This is a genomic window from Corallococcus sp. Z5C101001 (assembly GCF_007352635.1).
GTDB classification, from domain to species: Bacteria; Myxococcota; Myxococcia; order Myxococcales; family Myxococcaceae; genus Corallococcus; species Corallococcus silvisoli.
Genome location: NZ_VKLU01000014.1, coordinates 32,417 through 53,883, shown reverse-complemented (window position 1 = coordinate 53,883; position 21,467 = coordinate 32,417). Strand labels below are relative to the sequence as shown.

Annotated in this window: 13 protein-coding genes; 8 read left to right on the top strand and 5 right to left on the bottom strand. The window is 72.5% G+C overall.

The window, feature by feature from the left end; translation table 11 throughout:
• The first annotated feature begins 115 nt into the window (after window positions 1-115).
• Window positions 116-979 carry a general secretion pathway protein GspE gene (locus tag FOF48_RS28655; RefSeq protein WP_143906718.1) on the top strand — a complete coding sequence of 288 codons (864 nt, stop codon included), beginning with the start codon at window positions 116-118 and terminating at the stop codon, window positions 977-979.
• A gap of 16 nt (window positions 980-995) precedes the next feature.
• Here FOF48_RS28655 and FOF48_RS28650 read toward each other — a convergent pair whose 3' ends face one another.
• Window positions 996-1,847: a DUF459 domain-containing protein gene (locus FOF48_RS28650; RefSeq protein WP_143906716.1), complete on the bottom strand. Its 852-nt coding sequence runs from the start codon at window positions 1,845-1,847 to the stop codon at window positions 996-998.
• 98 nt (window positions 1,848-1,945) lie between these two features.
• Window positions 1,946-2,734 carry an alpha/beta fold hydrolase gene (locus tag FOF48_RS28645; protein ID WP_143906714.1) on the bottom strand — a complete coding sequence of 263 codons (789 nt, stop codon included), beginning with the start codon at window positions 2,732-2,734 and terminating at the stop codon, window positions 1,946-1,948.
• A gap of 240 nt (window positions 2,735-2,974) precedes the next feature.
• Here FOF48_RS28645 and FOF48_RS28640 point away from each other — a divergent pair, with 240 nt between their 5' ends.
• On the top strand, window positions 2,975-3,340 hold the full coding sequence (locus tag FOF48_RS28640; RefSeq protein WP_143906712.1) for a hypothetical protein: 366 nt from the start codon (window positions 2,975-2,977) through the stop codon (window positions 3,338-3,340).
• A gap of 33 nt (window positions 3,341-3,373) precedes the next feature.
• Here the strand turns inward: FOF48_RS28640 and FOF48_RS28635 are convergent, their stop codons facing one another.
• Both FOF48_RS28635 and FOF48_RS28630 read right to left on the bottom strand, forming a co-directional pair.
• Window positions 3,374-7,084 (bottom strand): AAA family ATPase, encoded by a 3,711-nt coding sequence (locus tag FOF48_RS28635; protein ID WP_186002106.1) that lies wholly within the window; start codon window positions 7,082-7,084, stop codon window positions 3,374-3,376.
• A 219-nt stretch (window positions 7,085-7,303) separates the two neighbouring features.
• A complete protein-coding gene (locus FOF48_RS28630) occupies window positions 7,304-8,446 on the bottom strand; it encodes a hypothetical protein (protein WP_143906710.1) in 1,143 nt (380 codons plus the stop codon).
• 339 nt (window positions 8,447-8,785) lie between these two features.
• Here FOF48_RS28630 and FOF48_RS28625 point away from each other — a divergent pair, with 339 nt between their 5' ends.
• From FOF48_RS28625 to FOF48_RS28600, 6 genes are all read left to right on the top strand, one after another.
• Window positions 8,786-10,810 carry a YgiQ family radical SAM protein gene (locus FOF48_RS28625; protein ID WP_143906708.1) on the top strand — a complete coding sequence of 675 codons (2,025 nt, stop codon included), beginning with the start codon at window positions 8,786-8,788 and terminating at the stop codon, window positions 10,808-10,810.
• Between the two features lie 92 nt (window positions 10,811-10,902).
• A complete protein-coding gene (locus FOF48_RS28620; RefSeq protein ID WP_143906707.1) occupies window positions 10,903-11,400 on the top strand; it encodes a hypothetical protein in 498 nt (165 codons plus the stop codon).
• Between the two features lie 212 nt (window positions 11,401-11,612).
• Complete coding sequence (locus FOF48_RS28615) at window positions 11,613-12,602, top strand: ChaN family lipoprotein (RefSeq protein WP_143906705.1); 990 nt, start codon at window positions 11,613-11,615, stop codon at window positions 12,600-12,602.
• A gap of 81 nt (window positions 12,603-12,683) precedes the next feature.
• On the top strand, window positions 12,684-17,798 hold the full coding sequence (locus FOF48_RS28610; RefSeq protein WP_255442778.1) for a hypothetical protein: 5,115 nt from the start codon (window positions 12,684-12,686) through the stop codon (window positions 17,796-17,798).
• Window positions 17,799-18,064: 266 nt separating this feature from the next.
• A complete protein-coding gene (locus tag FOF48_RS28605; protein WP_143906701.1) occupies window positions 18,065-19,231 on the top strand; it encodes a hypothetical protein in 1,167 nt (388 codons plus the stop codon).
• Between the two features lie 120 nt (window positions 19,232-19,351).
• The gene (locus tag FOF48_RS28600) at window positions 19,352-20,449 is read left to right on the top strand and encodes an ADYC domain-containing protein (RefSeq protein WP_143906699.1); all 1,098 of its coding nucleotides are present in this window, start codon (window positions 19,352-19,354) and stop codon (window positions 20,447-20,449) included.
• Window positions 20,450-20,451: 2 nt separating this feature from the next.
• On the opposite strand, the gene FOF48_RS28595 is transcribed toward FOF48_RS28600, so the two are convergent.
• Window positions 20,452-21,390 (bottom strand): sigma-70 family RNA polymerase sigma factor, encoded by a 939-nt coding sequence (locus tag FOF48_RS28595; RefSeq protein ID WP_143906697.1) that lies wholly within the window; start codon window positions 21,388-21,390, stop codon window positions 20,452-20,454.
• Between the last annotated feature and the right edge of the window lie 77 nt (window positions 21,391-21,467).

The window sequence follows — 21,467 nt, the reverse complement described above, 5'->3', positions numbered from 1 at the left end:
GGCCGGGCCCTTGGGACTGGGGCCCCCTCCCTTCGCGCGGCTTCAGGACAGGCAGGCGGACGAGCCCTCGGTCGACCGTCGTCGCGTGCGTGCCGGGTTGCCACGTTGAGTGGGCATGGAAATCGGATCCAGACGCCCGTTGGGGGAGATCCTCCTGGAGCTGGGAGTGGTCGACAAGGGCCAGCTCCGGCTGGGGCTCGTGCACCATCACGAGCTCCACGTCCCCCTGGGCCGTGCCCTGGTGAACGAGGGCGTGTGCACGGAGGCGGACGTCCTGCGCGGGCTGGCCCTCCAGTTCGACGTGGACGCCGTGGACCTGGACCGCCACCCGCTCGACCGGTCCCTGACCGCGCTGGTGCCCGCGCGCATCGCCCGGCAGTACGGCGTCGTGCCGCTCCAACTGGAGACGCGCGAGGACCGCGAGGTGCTTCACCTCGCCGTGCCCGCGCCGCTGTCCCTGGACGCGGTGGATGACGTGCGGGCGGTGTCCGGCAAGGCGCGCGTGGAGCCGCACCTGGCCTCCGACAGGGCCCTGGCCCGCGCGCTCGGCGCCCTCTACGGAATCCGGGAGACGGACGAGCCGGTGGCGACGCCCGAGCCGCGCCGTCCGCCCGTGCCCGGTCCGCCGCTCCTACTCTACGGATGGCCGCCCGTGACCGCGGTGCTCATCTCCCGCACGCTGGCGCGCAACGGCATCACCGCCCGCGTCGCCACGCCGCTGGAGGTCCTGCACACGCGCGCGAACGACGTGGTGCTCGCGCCCCTCCAGGCCATGGAGGGGCTGCTCGCGGGCGAGGTCCGCATCGAGGGCGCCCTCATCGTGCACGGGACGTCCGACGACGAGGGCTTCGACCGGGCCCGCAAGCTGGGGGCGCGGGGCTTCCTCGCCAACCCGCGCGACGAGGAGCTGCTGCTGCGCGCCGTGCGCCGGCTGCGCCCCGACGCCGGCACCGAGCCCTCCTGGTCAGGCCACTCCTGAACGAAGAGGCCGCGCCCTACGGGGCGGCCGGGGCCACCGGCGCCAGGGCCTGGAGCGCCGCCTCCGCGGGCGCGGCGGCGGGGCGCGCGGTGTGCTGCTCGCCGGACTCGAGCCCCAGCACGCCCAGCACCTCCGGGTACACCTTGTTCGCGAAGTAGCGCCCACCCGCCACGGTGAAGTGCACGCCGTCCGTCATGCGCAGGCGCATGGGCTTGCGGAAGCCCTCCACGCGGGCCTGCTTCAGCGCCTTGCCGCGCGCGTCGGTGAAGAAGGGCCGCGTCTCCAGGTGCACGGCGTCCTCGCGGGCGGAGATGACCTCGCGCTGGAGGCCGCGGATCAACGTGAGCTTCTGTTCGAAGCGGTGACGGCTCGTCGCGGGCAGCTCCAGCCAGATGATCTTCCGGCCCGGCGCGGAGATGGCCGTCACGAAGTCCTGGATGCGCTGGCGGTACTCGCCCTCCCAGTCCGGCTTTCCCCAGGCGACGGTGGCGCGCCCCTGCCGGGTGTGCAGGGCCTGACCGTCATTGCCGCCCAGGATGACCACCACCACGTCCGGCTGATGCTGCTGCACCTCCTGCTGGCCCACCTCCAGCCAGTCGAAGAAGTCCGGGCGGGCCAGCCCGGTGGAAGACTTCGCGCGGCGCTCACAGCGGATCCGCGGGTGCGCGGCGAGCTGGTTCTGGAGGTACTCCCCGAACCCCGTGGCGATGAGGCTGTCCCCCAGCAGCAGCACCGTGCGCCGGGGAGCGAGAGCGACAGCCGGAGGGGCGGGAGCGGCGGCGGGCCCGGGTTCGGGGGCCGAGGCAGCCGAGGCCACCGTGGACAGGAACGCCAGAAGGAGGAACGCGCGAAGAGGACGGGTCGACATCGGCGGAGGCGAAACTACTTCCCACACGTGCATCCGTACACCCCCCAACGGGAGGGAGGATCCGTTCACCCGGCGGCGCGCGTCACGGCCGGACCGCGTCAGGCCGCGGAGCCCACGTCCACGTCCACGTCCGCCAGCGCCGCGAGCCCCGGAGGCGCGAGCGCCTGGAGCCACGGCGTGAGCAGCCGCGCGCAGTCGTCCGGATGCGAGAAATAGGGCACGTGTCCCGCGCCGCGCAGCAGGTGCCGGGGCGTGCCTTCGGGCAGCGACGCGGCCAGGCGCTCCAGCGAGGACGGCGGCACCAGCACGTCGCGGTCGCCCTGGATGCACAGGCACGACACCTTCAACGGCTTGAGGTCCGGCGGCGGCGGCTCCGAGTGGATGGCGAACGCGCGCCGCAGCGTCGACAGCCGCTCCACCGTCGTGGTGGGCACCACGTCCGCCACCTCGCCCGAAGGCACCGGCCGCCACGCCGCCAGCGACGCCGCGGCCCTCCCCGGGCGCCCCAGCACCGCGATGGGCCCCATCATCGCGATGAGCCGTCCGCGAGGCCCCACGTGCGCGGTGCGCGTGAAGGAGCCCAGGAACGCCACGCCTCGGGTCGCGCCCCCCGCCGCCAGGTGCGCCGCCACCATGCCGCCAAACGAACTGGCCACCACCGCGTCCACCGCGCCCGCCACCCGCAGCACCTGATCCGCCAGCGCCTTCGCGCCGCACGCCGCGTGCTCGCCCTCCGGGTACTCCACCAGCACGGGCCGGGCGACGTCCGTGAGCCGCAGGGCGAGCGAGCGGAAGCCCGCCCCCCGGGCGCCCAGCCCCGGCAGGAGCAGCACGCGCGGCCCCGCGTCACAGCCTCCCATGTCGGTCAGTTCCACCGTGCGACGCATGGCGTCTTCCTCCTGGCGCGCGCCTGTGAACACCGCTCACGCCCTGGGTCTGCCCGCCCCCACCAGGAGGCTCGCAGGACCCACGGGCGGTGGGAAGTCCCCCCGCCGTCTCGCTCTCTGAGACATGGAGTGATACAGCGTCAATCACACCACCCTTTTCCACCGACGCGTCGCACCACGTCCGTGAACCAAGGTTTTTCGTCTCCAGCGTTCTGACAGCGAGGGGGCGAAGGATTAAGAATGGTCACCGTGAATCTGCATGCCTTCGGGGAGTTCGTTCGCAAGCATCGTCCGGCCCTGGAGGTACGGGCCGCGAAGCTCTGCGTGGGAAGTTCGGTCGACTCCACGGAGCTGGTGGGCGAGACGCTGGAGCGTGCCCTGTCCGTCTTCGAGCGGCTTCAGGACGAGGACACCACCGCCGTGATGCAGTGGCTGGATGGCGCCATGGGCCGCTGCTTCGCGCGGATGGGTGGGCAGCTGCCGGACGCGAAGCCCGCGGCGCCGGATCTCCAGCAGACGTTCGACCTGCTGCGTGCGCGCTTCCGTGAGGTGTACGGACAGCCCGCGTTCGGCAAGCGCGTGGGCGTCACCGGCTGGCGGATGTAACGCTGTCTCATGGCCCGTCCCGGGTGCCTGGACTCAGGGCGCCGGACGGTGGCCGGACAGCGCCTCCACGTAGGACGCGGCCACCTGGAGGAAGCGGCCTCCGCGCACGCCGGTGAGGTACTGGCGCTTCATCGCGCGGGTGGCCCCCACGTAGAACATCGCGCGGCGGATGCGTTCGTGTTCGCGCTCGGTGCGCTGGCGGGCCCCCGCCATCCACGCCTCGATGGAGTCCAGGGCCTCCAATCCCGCGAAGAAGACGACGGGGCACTCGTGGCCCTTGCATGAGAACACCGTGGTGGCGCGCACGTGATCCACGCCGCTCACGCGGAAGTCGGCCACGTCCCGCCCGCCCTTGCCGCCATAGGCCTCCGCGGGCACGCCCGCCTTCTGGAGCGCGTCGGTGAAGGACGCGGGCATGACGGGCGCCACCACCAGGATGTCGCCGGGGTGGACGCCTTCCTCGCGCACCAGCCGCGCCACCTCCTTCGCGACCCAGCGGGCCTCGCTGGTGCTGGAGGCGAAGGCCTTCACCTGGGGCAGCACGCCACCGCGCTCGGTGGACTGCACGCGGTAGAGGCCTTCCAGCGTCTCCTCCGGAAGCCACAGCAGGCGCTCGCGGGCCAGCTCTCCCGCCTTCATGTATTCGCGCATGCCAGGGTCGGTGACGCGGTGCTGGCGCAGCGGATCCAGCACCACGTTGAAGGCCACGTCGAGGATGTCGCGGGTGGCGCGGAAGGTCTCCTTGAGCACGCGGGTGCGGCCCCGGAAGGACAGCCCTTCGGGGAGCTGCTCCTTCAGGTGGTCGATGGGCACCTGGCCGTAGACGTTCTGCGAGTCGTCCATGAACAGCTGGAAGCAGCGTGACTCGCGGCCGTCCTCGCCCACGCGAGGGCGCACCAGCGCGTGCAGCGACGCCAGCGCCTTCGCGTCCATGTCCTGCGCCTCGTCCACGAAGACGGCGTCGAAGGCGTGGGGCTCCAGGCGCCGGAGCGCCCCCACGTGCTTCACCGTCACCTGGGCCCGGAGCGGACGCACCTGCTCCGCGCCCGCGCGCACGGTGAGCGCCTCCACCAGGAGCTTGTCCACGAGCGGCGCGAGCGAGCGGTTGTAGAAGGAGACGAGCACCCGGGCGCGGGGGTTCTCCAGGAGGTAGCGCGCGGCCCAGTGCGCCAGCACGTACGTCTTGCCGCTGCCAGCCACGCCGCGCACCAGGTGGTGGCCGTCGTCGAAGCGGCGCTCGAAGAGGGACACCTGCTCCTGGGTGAAGAGGGGCCCGGTGTCCTTGCCACCGGCGATCTCCCCGCCCAGGCCCATGGGCACCAGCGGCGGTGGAGGGGGCGGCGGCGGACGCGGCTGGGACGCGAGCAGCTCCAGCCGGGGCGGCGTGCCCGGGTGCACGCGCACGCGAGGCAGCAGCGACAAGAAGCGCGCGGGCACGGGCGACGCGCGGGCCTCCTGGCGCGAGGCCAGCACCAGCAGATACTCCTTCGCGCGGCTGGCGGCCACGTTGAGGATGGGCACCAGGGTGTGCGGTGGGAAGGGCCGACCTCCGGCCACGGTGTCCACCATCACCACATCGTACTGCGTGCCCTGCTGGCGGTGGATGGTGGAGGCGCTGAACATGTCGTGGCGCAGCCCCGCCGCGTTGCCCAGCTTGCGCAGGAGCGCCGCCTGCGCGCGGTAGGGCGTCACGCACAGCACGGTGAGGCCCAGGCGCACGGCCTGGCGGGCCAGGGTCACGGCGAGCTCCGCGGACAGCTCGCGCTGGTAGCCGGAGCCCGTCTCGCCGCGGCCATGCGTGAGGCGGCGGTTGTCGCGGCTCAGCCCATCCAGCACCAGCCACATCGCGCGGGCCGGGAAGGCGGGCACGGGAGGGGGCTTCTGGGCCCGGTCCTTCACGAGGTCGCCGTCCTCCAGCGCGCCGCCGTAGCAGAAGTCGCTCACCACGCGAGCGATGTCCGGGTGCATGCGGTGCTGGGTGCGCAGGAGCAGCACGTCCGGCCGCTCCGCGTCCTTCACCGCGTCCTCCAGGTGGGACAGGGCGCTGGCGCGGAGCCACGTCTGGGTGCCCCGGCCCGCGCCCTCCGCCGCGCGGCTCACGGGGCCGATCTGCTTGGGGTCGCCCGCGAGCGTCACCTGCCGGGCGAGCGGGGCGAGCAGCGCCGTCGCCGCGCGCGTCACCATGCCCGCCTCGTCCACGACGAGCCGCTGGAAGGTCTCCTCCCCTTCCAGCTCCGACACCAGCCGGAGCGCGCGGTGCACGGTGAGCACCATCAGGGGGCTGTCGCCCTTCTCCGCCTCCTTCAGCGTCGGGTCCTTCACGCGGCCGCGCAGCGTGCGCAGCTCCGCCTGCATCCGGGCCAGCTCCGGCGCGGCGCCGCCCCGGGCGCGCTCCAGCGTGAGTTCGCGCTCGCGCTCCTGGATGGAGGTGAGCAGCTTGCTCGTCTTCGCCTCCTCGAGCGCCACGGTGGGCAGCTTGGCGAGGGCGTCGCTCGCGCCGGTGCCGCCGCGGAAGATGCTGCGGGCCAGCGGGCGCAGCGGGATGGGGTCGCGCTCCAGCAGGGAGCTGACGCGCATCACCAACTCGTCCGCGGCGCGGTTGGTGGGGGCCACCGCGAGGATGCGCTCGTTCGGGTACGCGCGCAGGGCACGGGCGATGAGGTCCGCGACCGCCGTCGTCTTGCCGGTGCCGGGAGGGCCCCAGATGCTGCCCCACGGCTGGCGCCACAGCCGGTCCACGGGGAGGAGCTCCGCGTCGCGGGCGGACGGAGGGGACGGGATGAGCTCGCCCCTCGCGCGCTCCAGGGCGGTGGTGAGGGCGGGGACGCGCTCCTCGTAGGCGGAGGCCGCCGCGCACAGGGCCTCCGCGAAGTCGTAGGGCCGGTAGCACCAGCGCTCGCAGGAGAGGACGCGGCGGTCCAGGTCCTCACCGGAGTCGGAGGAGGCGAAGACGCGGCCGGATTCGAAGTCCAGGTGGACGATGTCCCCGGCGAACACCAGCTCCTCGCCCAGGAAGCCCAGCAGCGAGCCTCCGGACCAGTCCGGATCCGCGGCGGGCACCGGCACGAGGCCCAGCACGCCGGGGCCGGCGAGGCCCACCTCGCGCGCCTCCTGGAGGCGCTGGGCGCGGTATTGGCTGCGCTCGGCCACCAGCGCGTCGCGGAGGTCTTCGGGGAGGTAGGACGGCGCGACCCACTGTTCCCTGCGGCGCCCGGACGACACGGCGGCCTGCATGGCCTGCCGCTCGGCGGGGGTGACATCGCCGGAGGTGGACACGTCACGGGCCGGGGCTTCCTCTGGGGGCCGGACGTCGGCCGGGTCGTCCACGCGGAGCAGGTTTGGGGCGGGCGCCTTCGGCGCGTGGGCCGTGGCTGGCGTCGCCGGAGCCTCACGCGCGTCCGCCGCTTCCGTCGCGGCCACCGCGCGGCTCACGCGATGGGAGGCCGGCATGGACGCCAGCGCGGCGGAGTCCAGCTCCCGGAAGGTCAACGTCTTCGCCTTCGCGGCCCCCCTCCCCTTCGCCCCCGAGGCGTCCGCCCGCTTCGGCTGTTCCGTCGGCACCAGCGGCGGGGCATCGGAGTCCGGTGGAGGCCAGGAGGACTGGACGCGGAGGACGGGCGCGGCCTGTCCCGCTTCGACATCCGTGTCGTACTCCACGCGGAGCACGGGCACGAGGCCGTCTGGCGCACGCTCGTCCCGTGGCGCCTCCCCCTGACCCGACTCCTCGTCCGTCCTGCGCATCATACCGGGTGCTCGCGGCGCGGCCCTTCCTCACCCTCGGAAGGTGGCGGCGCCGGGAAGCCGGCCAAGCTAGGGGAGGCATCGATCTGCGTCAACGCACGCGCGGGCTCCCTCGGACGCCTGCACCGCCGGTGAATCCACCCCTCCACGCGCGACAGCCCGGCCCCGCGCACCCACGCGGACCCGGGCCGTCACCTGCCCACCTGGAAACCCCAGAGCGGACTACAGCAGCGAGCAGAGCAACCCGCTGCCCGTGTTCGCCGGGCAGTTCGTGCCCTGGCAGTACGCCGGCCCCAGGCCGATGGAGAGGATGCCCTGGAGGCTGGGCACCTTCACCTTGCACGTGCCCGTGGTCGCGTTGCCGGACGCGTCCTTCACCTCGTACACCATCGTGTAGACGCGACCGTTGCCCAGCAGGCTGGACTCCGCGCGCAGCTCCGCGGACTTGCGGTCCGCGCTCAGCTTGATGTCCTTGCACTTGAACAGGTTGAGGCTGAAGAGCGCGTCCTCCGACTCATCCGACTCAACCCGGATGATGGAGCCAGACGCCTGGAGGTCCAGCGTCCCGCCGCAGTTGTCCACCGGCGCCTGCGCGCAGTCCGCCAGCGTCACCGTCTTGTAGTCCGCGGTCAGCGAGCGCGGGAGCACCAGGTTCTTGCTCGCCCCGGCCACCGGCGCGGTCGCGTCCACCACCGTCACCGTGGCGGCGCACGTGGCCGTGTCCATCCCGTCCGACAGCGTGAGCGTCACCGGCGTCACACCGGGGGCGTACGGGCCCGCCGGGCTCTGCTCGCGGCTCAGCGGCTGCGGGAAGAGGTCCGAGTCATAGGAGCCATTGTCGATGGACGCCGGCGCCGCGCACGACGCGCCCGCCACCACCGTCACGTTCTTGCAGAGCGCCACCGGCGGCTGGTTCACGACACACCCGCCACCCGCGGCCAGCGTCACCGACGCGATGTTGTTCAGCTCGTCGTCCTCCGGGAAGAAGTCGAAGGCATCCGCGACCACGAACAGCCGCTGCGTCCCCTCCGGCACCTGCACCACCTTCTCGAAGGGATAGCGCTCCTTGCCCACCAGCCACGGCACGTCCACCGTCGCCAGCAGCGTGCCGCCCTGCGCCGGGTCCCCAGCGTAGATCCCCGCGACCGACGGGTCGATGCCCGTGGGCGCCTCGTTGCGGATGGCCCCCGTCACCGTCAACACATCGCCGTCACAGGTGACGCCCAGCTCGGAGACAGACAGGTCCAGGTCCGTCAGCGCCGCCTTGGCCTGACGCGGGGCCGTGCCCTCATCGTACGACTCGGCGCCACAGGCGCTCAGCAGCAACAGGGATGCAACGAGGGAAAACGGACGGCGCGAGGACATAGCTGTCTCCAGGGTGTGGCAGTGCCAGGTGGAAACGGGACCGGCGCCAGACAATGACAGCCAGGGCCCGTGAACATTGTTTGCCACGAACATATTTTTCTAGCAATACCGGCAAATCAATTTATCTCCAGGTATATATAGACACCCAGTTGGAGCACAAATGACACCGTGTCTGCCTTTGCGAAAACTTGAGAACCCCCCGCACGCGGTGTCCGAGGTTGACGGACCTGGAGGCAGGGTCGCCGCCCAGGGGGGCGGGCGGGGGGATGGGCGTCACAGTGGACAGCGCCCGCCCTGATGGGGTTGGTTCGGCCCGCCCCGCTGTTGAGGGGAGGACCCATGGCCTCTGTCACTCCGCGCTACGCCCACCCGTTCCTACCCGTGACCCGTGCCGACATGCAGGCTCGGGGGTGGGAGCAGTGCGACATCATCATCGTGAGCGGCGACGCCTACGTGGACCACCCGGCGTTCGGCCCGGTGCTCATCGCCCGCTTCCTGGAGGGACGGGGCTTCAAGGTGGGCATCATCCCCCAGCCGGACTGGCACTCGGCGGAGCCCTTCAAGGCGCTGGGCAAGCCCCGGCTCTTCTTCGGGGTGGCCGCGGGCAACCTGGACTCGATGCTCAACCGGCTGACGGCCCAGAAGAAGAACCGCTCGGAGGACCAGTACAGCCCGGGCGGGCGCACCAACTGCCGGCCGGACCGGGCCTCCATCGTCTACGCGCAGCGCTGCCGCGAGGCCTTCCCGGAGGCGCCGGTCGTGCTGGGAGGCATCGAGGCCAGCCTGCGCCGCATCGCGCACTTCGACTACTGGAGCGAGAAGGTGCGCCGCTCCATCCTCTTCGACGCCAAGGCGGACCTGCTGGTGTTCGGCATGGGCGAGCGGCCCATCTGGGAGATCGCCGACCGGCTGAACCGGGGCGAGCGCATCGAGGACCTGAAGGACATCCGGGGCACCGCGCACCTCATCAACGACGCGGCGATGAAGGCGATTGAGGCGGACCCGGCGAAGCGCGCGGCGGACCGCGACAAGGTGGTGGTGCTGCCCTCCTACGAGGAGGTGGTGGCGGACACGCGCGCCTTCGCGGTGATGAGCCGGGACTTCCAACTGGAGACCAACCCCGGCAACGCGCGCGCCATCGCGCAGCGCCACGGCAACCGGGCCATCTACATGAACCCGCCCGCCCGGCCGCTGGAGGATGGCGCGGGACAGAAGCCCGGCGACACGGCCACGGTGGCGATGGACGAGCTGTATGACCTGAAGCTCAACCGCGTGCCGCACCCGATGTACACCGAGCGCATCCCGGCCTACGAGACGGTGAAGCACTCGGTGGTCTTGATGCGCGGGTGTTTTGGCGGCTGCACCTTCTGCTCCATCACGGAGCACGAGGGGCGCGTCATCCAGAGCCGCTCCGCGCAGAGCGTGCTGCGCGAGGTGCGCGAGGTGCGGCGCATGGGGGACTTCCGGGGGACCATCACGGACCTGGGGGGCCCCACGGCGAACATGTACAAGCTCAAGTGCAAGAGCGAGGACATCGAGAGCCGCTGCCGCAAGCTGTCGTGCGTCCACCCGGGCGTGTGCGAGAACCTCCAGACGGACCACGGCCCGCTCATCTCGCTGATGCGCCAGGTGCGCGAGGAGCCGGGCATCAAGCACGTCTTCATCGCGAGCGGCGTGCGGTATGACCTGGCCGAGCGCTCGCCGGAGTACGTGAAGGAGCTGGCGGCGCACCACGTGGGCGGCCAGCTGTCCGTGGCGCCGGAGCATGTCTCGCCGCGCGTGCTGGAGAAGATGAAGAAGCCCGGCATCGAGAGCTTCGAGCGCTTCCAGAACATGTTCGCGTGCGCCAGCGAGGACGCGGGCAAGGAGCAGTACGACATCGCCTACTTCATCAGCGGCCACCCCGGCTCCACGCTGGAGGACATGGTGATGCTGGCCCAGTGGCTGAAGGAGAAGGGCAAGCGGCCCCGGCAGGTGCAGGACTTCATCCCCACGCCCATGTCGGTGGCCACGGCCATGTATTACACGGGGCTGGATCCGCTGAAGATGGAGCCCGTGTACACGGCGAAGGGCCTGCGCGAGAAGCGGCTGCAGAAGGCGCTGCTGCTCTACTGGAACCCGGAGCACTGGCCGCTGGCGCGTGAAGCGCTGCGGCTCGCCGGGCGCGAGGACCTCATCGGCCGGGGGCCGAACGCGCTGGTGCCGCCGGAGTCCGCCGCGGAGGCCGCGCGCCTGCGCCGGACAGCGGGGGGCGACGCCGAGGAGGGGCTGGCGACCAACGCGTGGCCCCGGCCGGTGCAGCCTCGGCCGTCGGGACCGCGCGGAGGCCGCACGCCGCGTCCGGGCTCGCGCGGACGTGCGTGAGGCGAGGCCCCCGGCTTTCTCTCCGGGGGTGGGCTCGGGTATAGGGTGCGCCGCCTCTATTTGAGCGGCCACACCGCCGGAGCCAGACACCCATGCCCAGGACTTCCCAGGAGCAGTCGCAGGAGCGCCACGCGTTCCTGCTCGACCTCTTCCGCAACCAGCCCGACCTGAGCCGCCAGGACGCCCTGGACAGCTTCAAGGACCGCTTCAACGCGACCATCAACCTGCGCACGTTCAACGAACTGCGCGAGCAGGCGAAGAAGGAGCTGGCCTCTGGCGCTCACGCGCCGGTCGCCGTCAAGGAGGAGCCGGAGGTGGAGGCCCAGGACGAGCGCTCCGAGGTGATGTCCGAGGACGTGGGGGCCCTGCTCAAGGCGGCGGCGACGCCGGAGCCGCACACGGGCGCGGCGCCCGCGAAGAAGCCGAAGGCCAAGGGCCCGGGCTCGCGCAACGTCTTCGTGGACGCGTCGCAGGAGCAGCTCCAGTTCCTGGAGCGCGTGGTGCTGCAGCTCCAGGAGGCGGGTGCGGCCAACGTACGCATCGACCACGCCACCGACCGGTGGATGGTGCTCGTGGTGGACTCCAAGTAGTCCCCACCGTCCGACAGTCCGCGCCTGACCGGAAGGTCCGCCTCCCCCACCGGGAGCGCGGACCTTGTCGTTCCGGCACGCCGCCCGCGCGGGTTGGACTCACCCCGTCGGGCGTTCATCGCCAGACGCGGGCCTCGCTCCGTCTGTTCGGGAGCACGAGCCCCGCCGCTTTCGGGCGGGCAATCCGGGCGCGGGCCGGGTGAGATGGGGCCATGACGCGTGCCCCTCCCCTCCTCCTCGCCCTCGCGCTGTCCACGGGTTGTGCCGGCAGACAGGCCCCCGCTCCCTCCGGGGTGAGGACCTGGACCGCGACGCTGTACCAGGACCACCCGCTGGTCGGGCGCATCTGGGACGTGGCGGGAGGCCGCTTCGTGGACGAGAGCGCCCTGCGCGCGGCGGTGGTCCCCGCACGGTTCGTGCTCCTGGGGGAGCGGCATGACCAGCCGGACCACCACCGGCTCCAGGCGGAGCTGGTGCGCGCGAAGACGGACGCGGGACAGCACCCGGCCCTCGCCTTCGAGATGCTGGACGTCACGCAGCAGCCCGCCGTGGACGCGGCGCTGAGGGAACATCCGGAGGACGTGGCGGGTCTGGCGAAGGCGGTGGACTGGGACCACGGAGGCTGGCCCGCGTTCAGCCTCTACCAGCCCGTGTTCAGCGCGGGGCTCCAGGCCCACCTGCCCATCATCGCCGCCAACCTCCCCCGCGCGCAGGTGCGCGAGCTGGTGATGAAGGGACCGGAGGCACTCCCCGCCGACCTGCGCGCCCGCCTGGAGTTGGATGCCCCCGTTCCGGAAGCGGAGGCGAAGGCCGTCCGTGAGGAGTTGGACCGCTCCCACTGTGGCCAGCTCCCTGCACGGATGCTGGAGCCCATGGCGCTGGCGCAGCGAGCGCGCGACGCGATGATGGCCGACCGGCTGCTGGAGACCGTGCCCGCCGACGGCGCGGTGCTCATCACCGGCAATGGGCACGTCCGCGAGGACCGGGCCGTCCCCGCCCACCTGGAGCGCCGCGCGAAGGACGTCACGGTGCTGAGCGTCGCGCTGCTGGAGGTGTCACCTGAAGCCCTGACGCCTCAGGACTACGCGGCCCTCGCCTGTGCCTCTTCCCTGCCCTACGACTACGTGTGGTTCACCCCCGCGTTGCCAGAAGACGACCCGTGCAAGGAGTTGCGGCAGCGCAACGCGAAGCCAAAGGAGTAGGCCCTCCTCGCGTCGGCCGAAGTGACAGTGTCACCAGGGGCGGCATCCCGGAGCGGGCCGCGAGCCCCTATGGTGGCGTCCATGCTCTGTCCCGCCTGTACCGAGTTCCGCGCCGCCGACCCGGGCCCCGTGTGCCCGGTGTGCGGTGCCACCCTCGTGCCCGCCGCTGGCCAGCACCTGGATGACTTCGTGCGGGCCTTGATGCTCCGACAGGTCGAGCGCTGGCACTTCGACGGGCTGCTGGACCCCGCGACCGCGAACCGCCTGGAGGCGTCCCTCCTCGACATCCCGGAGCGCGCCGTCGCCGAGCCTGAACCGCTCGCGCCCCCTGCCGTGCCAGCCGTGGAGGACTCCCCGGTCGACCCGGCGGCGCGCGTGGAGGCCTGGGCGGATGGCGTCGCCACGTCGCTGCGTCGCACGGGCGGGTGGCGGCTGGGGTGGCTTGGCACGCTCGCGCGCTCGCTGGACGAAACCGCGCGGCTGGAGCGTGAACAGGAGGCGCGGCGGCGAGCGGCGGCGCGGAAGGCCCTCGACGACCGCGACGCCTCCCGTGCTGACCAGGAGGCCCAGCGGACCGCTTCGAGAGCGACCTCGGAGGATGACGAGGACTCCTCCAGTGAGGAGGACCTGGGCTCCGCGCTGGGGTCGGGGCAGGCGATGTTCGCGCGGGGGCACCTGGACTCGCTGGGCGGCAGCGGCCTGGAGGCGGTGATCGCCCTGGATGAAGGCGACAGCGCGCCCCGCGTCAATGAATACATCTGGTGGTTCCTCGGCGCGGTGCTGGTGTTGGGCGGCTCGCTCATGGGGGTCCGCGAGGCGTGGCGGGCGCTCGGAGGCGTGCCCCGGCAGTTGATCGTCTCGGGCGCGCTGCTGGGCTACCACGCGGCCTTCATCGGACTGGGGACGTTCCTGGCGCGGCGCTCGCTGTCGGCCGGGCGCATCCTCGCGAGCATCGGGCTCGCGTTGCTGCCCGTGGTGTTCGTCGCGCTGTCCGCGCTGGTGGGGCTGACACCTCGGGTGGGCGTCCCCGTCGCGCTCGGGGTCGCCGCGGTCGCGCTGCTTCCGTTGAGGGCCGCGGGGCGGCTGTTGCATGGGACGAACGCCGTGTCCCTCGCGGTGGCGCTGTTTCCCTCGCTCCTGGCGGGGCTCCTGTTGATGCGCGGCGACGACGCGCCCTGGCTTCGCGTGCTGTGCGCGTTCGCGGGCGTGTTCGCGCTGGCGGCCACGGAGTGGCGAGCGCGGGCGGTGGCGCCTGGAATGGCGACCCTGGTGAACATGGGCGCCGCGCTCTATGGCGCACTCTGGCTCGCGGTCTTCTGCGTGGCGAGCGGGCCTTCGGGGTTCGACGCGCTGGAGCCGGGCAGCCCCCTGTTCGCGGGCCTCACCCTCTGGGCGGTGGCGCTGGGCGCGGTGGTGGCCGGGGCCGCGTCCTCCTCCGCCGTTCGCGCCGCCTTTCCACGCGCGGGTCCCGTGTTCGAGACGCTGGCGCACGCGGTGGTCGCCAGTGGCGCGCTCGCGGGGGCACTCGGCGCGCTCTCAGGTGTCCCGGGCGATGACCGCTCGGTGGACGTCACTTCCGTCTGCGCGCCCGTGATGGCCGCGCTCGTCTTCTTCATCCTGGAGCCCCGTCGCCGGGCCCTCGTGCACCCGGGCGTCCTGGCGTCGCTGCTCTCCGGGGCGCTGCTCGCGCGGACGCTGGCTCCCGATGAGCCGGCGTGGGCGTGCTTCGGCGTCGCGGCGGTGGCGGCCGGGCTGATGCTGCTGGCGCGAGTGACGTCCGCCAGCGGCCCGCGCATGCGGCTGCTCGCGTGGGGCGTCGTGGTCTCGCTCGCGGCGATGCCCGCCTTCACCGCGCTGGACTGGCGCTGGGGCGTGGGCAGCCCCTGGCCCAGGGCGCTCGCGGGAGGGCTCATCGCGATCTCGGCCCACCTCGCGGGGGGATGGCGGTGGAGGGGCCTCCACACCCTGGGCGGCGGCGCCCTGCTCTTCGGCGCGCTCGCGGCCGTCGCGGGGACACCGTCGCTCGCCTCCAGCGCGGCGAGCCTCGCCGTCCTCGCGCTCGCCGCGGCGCTCTATGGCCTCGGTGGCCGCATGCAGTCCGCGTGGCACGGCGGCACCGACTCGTTCCAGCCCTTGAAGGACCTGTCGCTGGTCATCGCCGCGCTCGGGGTGGTGCGGGCCCTGGGCGTCCTGCCCGCGTTGCCAGACATGCTCCTGCCGTTCGCGGGGCCCCATGCCGCGGTGCTCGCCTGCGCGCCCACCGCGCTGCTCACGGCGGTGTTGCTGCTCCGCGTGAGGAGCGACGGAAGCCGGCTCGTGAGTTTCCTCGCGGCCTCTGGACTCATGGTCACGGTGGCGCAGGTCACGGGCACGGTCTCCGACTTCACCTCGGCGAGGGCCGCCCTCGTGGCCGCCGCCCTGGGGTTGGCCTTCGCGGTCCTCGTGATGGCGCGTGGCTCCCCCTCCGAGGACGCGCCCAAGGCGAAGGGCCGGCGGTTGTTGGGCATCCTGCCTCTGCCGTTTGGCGCAAGGGGCCGGCCGCTCTTCGCGGATGGCTTCGCGGGCGCGGCGCTCGTCCAGGCCAGCTTCGCGACCCTCGTGCTGCTCCAGTGGATCCCCATGCCCGTCGCCACCGAGCGGCCGGCGTTCCTCCTCGCCGGGGGACTGCTCACGGCGGGCGCGCTGCTGGCGTTCGTGTCGCGCGGCTTCGTGGCGTTCCGCCTGCGGGGGGCGGTGGGGACGCTCGCCGTGGGTGGAGGCTTCATCGCGCTCACCGCGATCATCAACCGCGCGGGCCGCCCCCTTCCGCCCGACGTCAGCGCGTGGCGACTGCCCCTCATCGGCATCGCGCTCTGGGCCGTGGCACTGGCGACGCGGCGCGCGGGGCCGTGGGTCGGCCGGCTCCTGGAGAACCCCCGGCACGGGCCGCTCTACCACGCGGTGCCCCACCTGGGCGTGGCCGCGCTCGCCGGGGTCCTCCTGCGCTCCGCCATCCAGGTCGGCCTTCCGGATCCCTCGCGTGCGCTGGGCGTGGTGCCGCCGCTGCTGGCGCTGGGCCCCGCGCTGCTGGTGCTGCTGCTCGCGGCCTCGTTCCGCTCACGTGCCCTGGCTCACGCGGGCCTCCTGCTGGGGCTTCCCGGTGCCGCGCTCTGGGCCGCGCAGCAGTCGCCCTTCGGCGCTTCGCTGGTGGCGCTGCTGCCGCCCGACGGACAATGGGCTCGCGCCACGGCGGTCCAGCTCCTGGGCCCTTCGCTGGAATGGCTCCATCCAGAGGCGTGGCTCCCACCGGGGAGCACGCGCTTCCTCGTGTGGCAGCGGGCCTTCGCGGGCATCGCCGCCGCAGGGCTCGTCTATGCCGCGAGCGCGGGCGCGGTGGCTCGCATGGGCTCGTGGCGGGCCTTCTTCCGCCGCATCCTCGGACTGGGCACCGACGACCTCCACGCCCCCTTCCTCCGAGCCCTGCACCGGGCGGCCCTCACGGCGGTGACGCTGGTGGTGGCCGCGGCGCTCTTGCAGCCTGGACTCCACGCCGCGGGGCTCGTCCTCGCCACGGGAGCGGCGCTGTTCCTCGGAGGCGCGCGCGGCCCGGGGCGCGGCGTCCTGGGCGTCGGACTGCTGCTGCTCGTCCATGCGCAGGCGCACCTGGTGCCGAGCCTCGCGGCGTGGCCGGGCCCCACACTCGCGCTGATGGGGCTCGCGGTGGTGAGCCTCGCGCCCTGGATCGCCCGGCGGCGAGGAGCCGACCCAGGCAGGACCCGGCTGCGCTCCCAGTTGGCCGCGCTGCCCTGCTTCCTGGCGGCGACCGTGTACGCGCTGGCCGTGACCGGGGACACCTCCTCGACGATGGCGGTCCCCGTCCTCGTGTGGCGCATGGCGCAGGGCCTGGATGGGACGTGGATGGTGTCCTTCGCGTTCCCCATGACGCTCGCGCTCGTCGCCGCGACGCTCCTCGTCGCGGCGTTCCAGTGGAAGGGAGCGCTCTCCGGGTTCATCGCCGGAATCGCCACGATGGCGGCGGGAGGCGCGGTCGTCTCCGCGCGCATGGCGTCGCTCGTGACCAGCCCGAGCCCCACGGCGTACCGGGACCTCTTCACCCTGTCCGGCGCCGCGCTGGCCCTGGTCGCGGCAGGGAGCGCGCTGGCCCTCCACATCGCCCGCCGTTCGACGTCGCGGCGACGGAGCGATGTCGCGGGCGGGATGGGCTGGGGGCGCGACGTGTGGCTGGTGGCGACCGGCGTGCTGCTCGCGGCTGTCGCCCTGGGAGGCCGCGCGACGGAGGAGGCGCTGCCCCTGGCACTCGCGGCCATCGGGCTCGCGGTCGGCGTGTCCCTGCACGCCGCGTGGCGCGAGCACACGGGACGACACGTGTACTTCGTGCAGGTCTCGGTGGTGGGCATCTACGCGCTGGTGCGCGGCCTGTACGCCCAGGGCCTGCGCCCCGAGCATGACGCGCTCTTCGCCCTGTCCCTGGGCTTCGCGCTGGTGGGCGTGACGGTGCTGGCGCGCAGGGCGGGCGTGCAGCCCGTGGAGCGCGCGACCCGGCGCTTCGCGGCGCTCCTGCCCATCGCGATGGCGTGGCTCCTCCCAGGCGACGCGACGGGCGAGGCCGCCCTGCTCGCGGGAGGCTCGGGCCTGTTGTACGCGGCGCTCGGCGCGGTGGAGCGCAGCCGGATGTTCGGCGCGTTCGCGGCGGCGGCCTGCAACCTGGCGCTGCTCATCGCCGCGCTCACCTTCGGCCTGGAGGGCCTGGAGGTGTACCTGGCGCCGCTCGGCCTGCTGCTCCTGATGCTGGGACAGTTGTTCACGTCGAGCCTGCCGCACGCGGCCCGCAACACGGTGCGCATCCTCGGCGGCCTGCTGCTGTACGTCCCCGCGGCGGCGAAGCTGGCGACCCGGCTGGGCGCGTCAGCGGATGGGACCTACGCGCTCGTCTTCGGCGCCGTGTGTCTGTTGGGGGTCGCGGTGGGAATGGCCCTGCGGATCCGCGCCTATCTGGCGCTGGGGACGCTCTTCCTCATCCTGGATGTCATCGCCAACCTGCTGGACGCAGGCTTGAGGGACCACCGCGTCGGCTTCCTGGTGATGACCCTCACCGGCCTCTCCATCGTGGGCGGCCGCGTGATGGCGACCCTCAAACGTCAGGAATGGGAGCGCCTGCTGCGGCGGGTGCGCGTCCAACTCCGCGGCTGGGATTGAAAGACATCTGGCCTTGCACAGTATCAACGAGGCCTGACAGTCCGCCAAGGATGCGGCGGGTCGGCAGACCGGGCCCTGCCGACCCAAGACTCACATCCCGAGACTTTTCCATGGCAAACCGTCCCGGAAATGACACCCAATCCCATCCGCGACACAGCGTCGATTTGGATTGAGTTTCATGGAAACTTTCGCGTAATCAATGCCCATCCGGAATTCCGGATTGGCTGTTGCCCAAACAGCCCTGTCCTACAACTTGAGAGGATGACATGTCGATCCATGCGTGGCGCTGGAGCGCCGTGGTGCTGATGGCGTTGACGGGCTGTGCCGTGGAGCCGCAAGAGGCGGCGCCCGGGCAGGAGGAGCTGCAGGTCCTGGAGCAGCAGACGCAGAAACTCTCCCCACCCACCGGGTGTACCGAGATCACGATGGGCGCCCTGTCCAATGGCATCCAGCTGACGCCGGTGATGTACGGGGCCCAGCCGACCTATCAGGGTGCCTTTGGCTCGTTCGGGGACCCGGCGGTGGTGGACACGGCGAACATCCGGCTGGACGTGAACACGGCGCCGGGCCTGCACAATCTGGCCACGGGCGGCGGCAACCTCTTCAACTGCGAGCAATGCGTCTTCGGCTATCAGGACGAGGGGGCCTCGAGCGAGAAGCTGTTCGTCGCGGACTCCGGCTCGCTGCTCCTGGCGCTCAAGGTGTCGCCGCAGGAGACGGTGGGCGCGATCTACAACGTGACGCTGCGCGAGGCCGCGTACGCGCCGCCGTACTACGCGCCCTACTGGGGCAGCGCCGTGGTGCCCGGTGGGGAGTGCAAGTGGATCCGCTTCGCCACCTGGAACACGGTGCGGACGGACGGCTGCGATCCCCGCCAGGGCTCGCTGACGGCGAACCTGCCGGGTCACACCTGCGTGGCCGCGAACTACCTGGCGGATGACGGCACGCTGGAGAAGTCGCAGGGCACCAAGGTCCAGGGCGCGGCGTGCACCTCCACGCCGCCGACGACGACCCCGGGGCTGGCGACGACGGACTGCGCGCAGGGCTACGCGTGCTCGGACCTGTTCACGGACGACCGGCAGTGCCTGAAGACGTGCGACCCGATGGCGGCGGTCCCCGGCTGCCCCAGCGGCACCGTCTGCGGCGTCTACGGCCTGTGCATCGAGCAGTCCGTGCTGGAGCCCATCGGCTTCGCCTTCGACCCCGCCCTCATCGGTGAGACGTGCACCCTGGGCTTCGCCGAGTTCTGCGGCGTCGAGGGCGCGCGTGGCGCCTGCGTCGACCTGGGCCGTACGGGCCACGGCACCTGCCTGCGCTATGCGCGCGCCCGCTCCGAGTGCGGCGCGGGCGAGGAGCTGGGCTACATCGGGTACCCGCTCTCCGGCGGCGGCTACGACCGCACCACCGGTTGGTGCTACCCCGACGGTTTGTGAGCCAGGCGCGTACCCTGGGGGAGGTCCAGCCCCCAGGGCACGCGGCGTCGCTGTCCGTTGGGCGCGGGCTGGGATTTCATGCATCGTTTTCCGGCCCGTGGGCTCTCCGGAAGCGTGAACATGTCCCCCAGCGTCCTGCCTGTCTGGTTCCTGCTGCTGCTGCCCGCGACGGTGGGGGCCGCGCCGCCTGTTTCCTCGAAGCCCGCGCCCATCCGGGCCGCGAGCGTGGAGTCAGACGTGGAGCGCTACGCGCGGCGGTGCCAATCCCAGACAGCCCACCGCATCGCGAGGCCCCAGGGCACCATGCTGTGGGGCACCAAGCGCTCCTGGGACCCCGACAAGCCGACCGACGAGCGCACCAGCGTGCTCGTCTCCGTGGCGCTGGCGTCCCCACGACAGGCGGAGGCCGGAGTGAAGGCCCTGCGCTTCGATGGAGGGCGCCTGTGGGCGGTTCCTCCACCCGAGGCCGGGGCGACGGCGAGCGACGTCGTCGGCACCGTGCTCCAGGGCACCGCCAGCGACGGCAAGCCCGTGGAGGTGGCCATCTGCGGCGCCGAGCCCGCTCCCGAAGAGCCGGGGCGGGTCTTCTACCGCATCGAGGCGTGGAACGCGGTGGCGCGGGAGTGGGAGAACCCCTGCGTCGCGCTGGACCGGGTGCCCGCGCCCCGGGCCCTCGCGGTCGGCGGCGTCTGGGATTCCAGCGGCGCGCACGTCGACGCGGCGGACCAGATCACCTTCGCCTGTGAGAACGGCGCCATCACCAAGTGCATCGTCTGGGGTTACGCGCCCTGGGCCTCGCGCAACGGGCAGTCGCTGGCCGGGCTCCACCAGGCGTGCACCCGGCTGGCGCGCGCGGACTATTGCGGCAACGGCCGCAGCCACACGCACCAGGACACCACCATCGACATCTATGACCGGCTCGGCGTGCTCGAGCAGGCGACGGAGGCGACCCGGGAATGGGACCCGTCGAAGGCCTCCTTCGAGGCGGCGTGGGCCCCGGACGGGGCGACCTGTCTGGCCCGCACGCGCGACGGCCGCGCGTTGGAGACGCTGCTCCAGGAGTGCCCCGACCGCTTCCAGGCCGACCCCGGCGACGCTCCGGAAGCGGTGGAGCGCTGCACCGTGCGCCGCGTGGGCGTGAAGTCCGGGGCCGAGCTGCTGCGCAACCTGTCCTACGGGCCGCCGAAGCCCGCCGCGCCGCCAGCCCGGGAGCCGTAGCGTCAGCCCTCCGGCGGAGGCGGCTCGCGCTTCTCCCCCAAGAGCTGGCTGAGGGTCAGGTCCAGCTGGCTGTCCACGAAGGCGAGGAAGCTCTGGAAGCCTTCGGTGGTGAGGCCCAGCTGCTCCTGCAGGCGCCGGCGCGTCTCGTCGTGGACCTGCTGCTGCGCCCGCTTCAACCAGCGGGAGATGGTGGACTGGTTGACGCGGAAGAGCGGGGCCATCTCATACGTCGAGAGCCGGTCCGCGAAGTGGAGGCGGAGCAGATGGCGGTCCTCGTCCGAGAGCGTGGCGGCGGCCTCGCGCACGGCCTGGAGGAAGGCCGCGTGGTGGCGGCGCTTCATCACGTCCAGCTCCGGGTCCAGGCCCTGCCCCGGCAAGACCTTGAAGAGCTCCTCCGCGTCGTCATCCGGCGCGGGCTTCTCCTGGGCGCGCAGCTTGTTCGCGATGCGCCCCGCGATGACGACCACCCAGCTCATCAGCCCGCCGCGCCCCGTGTAGTCGCCGATGCTGGGCGTGGTGCCCGCGGCGGCGACGAGGAGCTTCACGCGCACGCGCTGGCGGACCTCGTCAATCACCGCGTCGGATTGCTTGAGGCTGCGCAGCCGCTCCGGCAGCCGGGACAGGTAGTGCCGCTCGAACGCCTCGTGCGCGGAGGCAAGGCCCAGGAGGCACGCGCACGCCAGGTACAGCTCCTGGAGCGACAGGCCCTCGACGAGCGGCGCGACGGGGCTCGTGGGGCTCGCCGCGGGCAGGTGCTCGGCCAGGTGGCTCACGAATCGGGTGGCGGGGAGTTCGACGCCCGGCCAGCGCGCGCGCGCGTCCTCCCAGGCGCGCAGGAGCAGGGCATCGAGCGCCGCGAGGTCCTCCGGCGAGGGAGGCACGAAGCGCGTCTTCGTGTGCGCGAGGAGGTTCGCGGCCAGTCCGGCGGGCACCTGAGCCATGCGAAGGGCCATACCACGCACCCGGGCTGGCCCCCAACGCGCGCCCGGCCCGTGGACCGTGCCATTGAAGCATGGCC

Bases quoted from the DNA above. Each gene is read 5' to 3' on its own strand.
- FOF48_RS28655 (WP_143906718.1), top strand. From the start codon at position 116: ATGGAAATCGGATCCAGACGCCCGTTGGGGGAGATCCTCCTGGAGCTG.
- FOF48_RS28650 (WP_143906716.1), bottom strand. From the start codon at position 1,847: ATGTCGACCCGTCCTCTTCGCGCGTTCCTCCTTCTGGCGTTCCTGTCC.
- FOF48_RS28645 (WP_143906714.1), bottom strand. From the start codon at position 2,734: ATGCGTCGCACGGTGGAACTGACCGACATGGGAGGCTGTGACGCGGGG.
- FOF48_RS28640 (WP_143906712.1), top strand. From the start codon at position 2,975: ATGGTCACCGTGAATCTGCATGCCTTCGGGGAGTTCGTTCGCAAGCAT.
- FOF48_RS28635 (WP_186002106.1), bottom strand. From the start codon at position 7,084: ATGATGCGCAGGACGGACGAGGAGTCGGGTCAGGGGGAGGCGCCACGG.
- FOF48_RS28630 (WP_143906710.1), bottom strand. From the start codon at position 8,446: ATGTCCTCGCGCCGTCCGTTTTCCCTCGTTGCATCCCTGTTGCTGCTG.
- FOF48_RS28625 (WP_143906708.1), top strand. From the start codon at position 8,786: ATGGCCTCTGTCACTCCGCGCTACGCCCACCCGTTCCTACCCGTGACC.
- FOF48_RS28620 (WP_143906707.1), top strand. From the start codon at position 10,903: ATGCCCAGGACTTCCCAGGAGCAGTCGCAGGAGCGCCACGCGTTCCTG.
- FOF48_RS28615 (WP_143906705.1), top strand. From the start codon at position 11,613: ATGACGCGTGCCCCTCCCCTCCTCCTCGCCCTCGCGCTGTCCACGGGT.
- FOF48_RS28610 (WP_255442778.1), top strand. From the start codon at position 12,684: ATGCTCTGTCCCGCCTGTACCGAGTTCCGCGCCGCCGACCCGGGCCCC.
- FOF48_RS28605 (WP_143906701.1), top strand. From the start codon at position 18,065: ATGTCGATCCATGCGTGGCGCTGGAGCGCCGTGGTGCTGATGGCGTTG.
- FOF48_RS28600 (WP_143906699.1), top strand. From the start codon at position 19,352: ATGTCCCCCAGCGTCCTGCCTGTCTGGTTCCTGCTGCTGCTGCCCGCG.
- FOF48_RS28595 (WP_143906697.1), bottom strand. From the start codon at position 21,390: ATGGCTCAGGTGCCCGCCGGACTGGCCGCGAACCTCCTCGCGCACACG.